This is a genomic window from Janibacter anophelis NBRC 107843 (assembly GCF_001570945.1).
GTDB lineage: Bacteria > Actinomycetota > Actinomycetes > Actinomycetales > Dermatophilaceae > Janibacter > Janibacter anophelis.
Genome location: NZ_BCSQ01000099.1, coordinates 1 through 3,586 on the forward strand (window position 1 = coordinate 1; position 3,586 = coordinate 3,586).

Genomic DNA, 3,586 nt, shown 5'->3' on the forward strand with positions numbered 1-3,586 from the left:
CCCGGGCGATTGGCGCAGCGGTAGCGCGCTTCCTTGACACGGAAGAGGTCACTGGTTCAAACCCAGTATCGCCCACCACCCATCAGGCCCCCGGCTCCGCGACAGCGGTTCGGGGGCCTGATGCGTTTCGGGGGGACCAGGCGACCCGGGCGTGCCGGGGCGGGGTGTGAGCCGGTGACGAGCGGGTACGGCCCGAGTCATGACCAGACACGTCTTCGTCCTTGGCCTGACCGACCGACAGCGGGAGGAGCTCGACACCGTCCGCGAGGACGGGCCGCTCGAGTTCCACGGCCTGCTCGACCACGAGGCCCTGGTGGAGACGGAGGAGATCGACTTCGACGCGTTGCTGGAGCGCGCCCGCGCCGAGCTCGACGCCTTCGACGGCAGCATCGACGCCTTCGTCACCCACTGGGACTTCCCGACCTCCGTCCTCGGCCCCATCCTCGCGGCCGAGCGCGGGCTGCCCGCACCGTCCCTCACGAGCCTGCTCAAGTGCGAGCACAAGTACTGGAGCCGGCTGGAGCAGCGTCGGTGCGTCCCGGAGGTCGTGCCCGGCTTCGTCGCCTTCGACCCCTTCGCCGACGACGTTGCCGAGCAGATCGACCTCGACTTCCCGTACTGGGTCAAGCCCATCAAGGGCCACTCGTCCAACCTCGGCTTCGAGATCCGCAGCGAGGCGGACCTCAACGAGGCGCTGCAGGCGATCCGCGCCGACATCACCGACGTCGGCGACGCCTTCGAGCAGGTGCTCGAGCGCGTCGACCTGCCGCAGGAGCTGCGCGACCTCGGCGGCTCGGCCTGCCTCGCCGAGGAGATCATCCGGGGGACCCAGTTCGCCGCCGAGGGCAGCGTCTCGCATGGGCAGTACGCCGTGCACGGCCTCGTCGACATGCACAAGAGGGACAACGGCGTGAGCATCGAGCGGATCGACTACCCGGCGGCCACCGTCCCCGAACAGGTCCAGCAGCGGGCCATCGAGGCGACCGGGCGCCTCCTCGAGCACATCGGCTTCGACGACGGCTGCTTCAACTCCGAGTTCATGTGGGACGAGGAGCGCGAGGAGTTGCGCCTCATCGAGGTCAACACGCGCATCTCGCAGTCGCACAGCGAGCTCTTCGCGCTCGTCGACGGACGGTCCAACCACCAGGTCGCCGTCGACGTGGCCCTCGGCCACGCACCGCGGATGCCCGAGGGTGGCGGCGAGTACGCCGTCTCGGCCCAGTACTACATGGCGCACGACCGTGACGCGGTCGTACGGTCCGTGCCCGACGAGCAGGCCCTGCGGCAGGTCACCGAGGAGTACCCCGGGACCGTCGTCGATCTACGCCTCACCCCGGGTGACCGCCTCTCCGACCAGCCGCACCAGGACTCCTACCGCTACATGCTCGCCTTCGTCTATCTCGGCGCACCCGACCGTGGGAGCCTGCAGGAGCGGATCGACGACATCGAGCAGCGCCTCCGGCCCGAGCTGGAGGACTGCGACGAGAGGAGTGCATGACCGTATGGAGATCGACACCCACGTCCCCCACGAGGTGGAGGCCGAGGAGAACGTCTTCATCCCCCTTCGCGACGGGCAGCGCGTCGCCGCCCGGATCTGGAGACCGGTCGGGGAGGTCGGACCGCTGCCGGCGGTCCTGGAGTACATCCCCTACCGCAAGCGGGACCTCACCCGCGGTCGCGACGCCGTCAACCACCCCTACCTCGCGGCCCACGGGTACGTGTGCGTCCGTGTCGACCTGAGGGGCAGCGGCGACTCCGACGGAGTGCTCGTCGACGAGTACCACGAGCAGGAGCTGCAGGACGCCGAGGACGTCATCGCCTGGCTCGCCGACCAGCAGTGGTGCGACGGCAACGTCGGCATGATGGGCATCTCCTGGGGCGGCTTCAACAGCCTGCAGGTCGCCGCGCGCCGGCCCCCGGCGCTCAAGGCGATCGTCAGTGCGTCGGCGACCGAGGACCTCTACGTCGACAACATGCACTACATGGGTGGCTGCCTCCTCGGCGACAACCTCTCCGAGGCGACCGTCATGCTCGCCTTCAACAGCCTGCCCCCCGACCCCGAGATCGTCGGTGATGCGTGGCGCGAGATGTGGCTGGAGCGTCTGCGCGGCAGCGGGCTGTGGCTCGACACCTGGCTGAGCCACCAGCGCCGCGACGAGTACTGGCGCCCCGCCTCGGTGAGCGAGGACTACTCGGCGATCCAGTGCCCGGTCCTCGCGGTCGGCGGCTGGGCCGACGGCTACACCAACGCGATCTTCCGGCTGCTGGAGCACCTCGAGGTGCCGTGCCACGGGCTCATCGGGCCGTGGGGGCACAAGTACCCCCACATCGGCGTGCCCGGGCCGCCGATCGGCTTCCTCCAGGAGCTCGTCCGGTGGTGGGACCACTGGCTCAAGGGCAAGGACACCGGCATCGACGAGGACCCGGTGCTGCGTGCCTGGATGCAGGACAGCGTCCCGCCGCGCGCCTCCTACGAGGAGCGGCCGGGCCATTGGGTCGCCGAGGACGAGTGGCCCTCGCCCCGCATCCACGACCGGGAGTTCCGCCTCACCCGGGCGAGCCTGGCCGAGGGCGGGCAGGGCGAAGGGGACAGCGGCCCCCTCACGCTGCGGTCACCGCTCAGCGTCGGCATGTTCGCGGGCAAGTGGGCGTCGTACGCGGCCGTGCCCGACCTGCCGTACGACCAGCGCGAGGAGGACGGCGGCGCGCTCGTGTGGGAGAGCGCCGCCCTCGACGAGCCGACGGAGATCTTCGGCCTGCCGCGCCTGGACGTGGCGCTCTCCGCGGACCAGCCGGTCGCCCAGATCGCGGTGCGCCTGTCCGACGTCGCGCCCTCCGGCGAGGCGACCCGGATCACCTACGGCGTGCTCAACCTGACCCACCGCAGCTCGAGCAGCAGCCCCGAGCCGCTCGTGCCGGGTGAGCGCTACGACGTGCAGGTCCAGCTCAACGGCGTGGCCCACTCCTTCCCTGCCGGGCACCGGTTGCGGCTGTCGATCTCGACGTCGTACTGGCCGCTCGTGTGGCCGGCGCCCCGACCCGCGGAGCTGACGATCCACCCGGCCGACAGCGTCCTGAGGGTGCCGATCAGGCCGCGGCAGGACGACGACCGGACGGCATCCCCCTTCCACGAGCCCGTCATGGCGCCGGAGCTGGAGACGACGGTCCTCGAGCCGAGCGAGCACGACTGGCGGGTCACCAGGGACCTGGCCACGGACGTCTCGACGCTGGAGATCGTCAACGACCAGGGCGCCTTCCGCATCGAGGAGACCGGCACGGTCGTGCGCAGGTCGACGACGGAGTGGTACTCCTTCCGCTGGGACGACGTGACGTCGGTGCGCGGAGAGACCCGCACCGTGCGCCGGCTCGAGCGAGGGAACTGGCGCACCGAGGTCGTCACGAGCACGGTGCTGACCTGCACCGAGGACGACTTCGTCATCCGGGCCGACCTCGACGCGTACGAGCTGGACGAGTCGCGCGGCCACCGTCGCGTGCACGCCGAGAGCTGGGACCGGGTCATCCCCCGGGACCTCGTCTGAGACGAAGGAGCCACCATGACCTCCCTGTGGCGGGCCGCGCGCCCGCC

The 3,586-nt window shown here is 70.7% G+C and carries 2 protein-coding genes and 1 tRNA gene; all 3 read left to right on the plus strand.

What is annotated here, in order from left to right:
• The first annotated feature begins 3 nt into the window (after positions 1-3).
• A tRNA-Val gene (locus tag JAN01S_RS16150) sits at positions 4-78 on the plus strand.
• Between the two features lie 121 nt (positions 79-199).
• Positions 200-1,498: an ATP-grasp domain-containing protein gene (locus tag JAN01S_RS16155; protein WP_068319807.1), complete on the plus strand. Its 1,299-nt coding sequence runs from the start codon at positions 200-202 to the stop codon at positions 1,496-1,498.
• A gap of 4 nt (positions 1,499-1,502) precedes the next feature.
• On the plus strand, positions 1,503-3,539 hold the full coding sequence (locus tag JAN01S_RS16160) for a CocE/NonD family hydrolase (protein ID WP_068319809.1): 2,037 nt from the start codon (positions 1,503-1,505) through the stop codon (positions 3,537-3,539).
• The last annotated feature ends 47 nt before the right edge of the window (positions 3,540-3,586 follow it).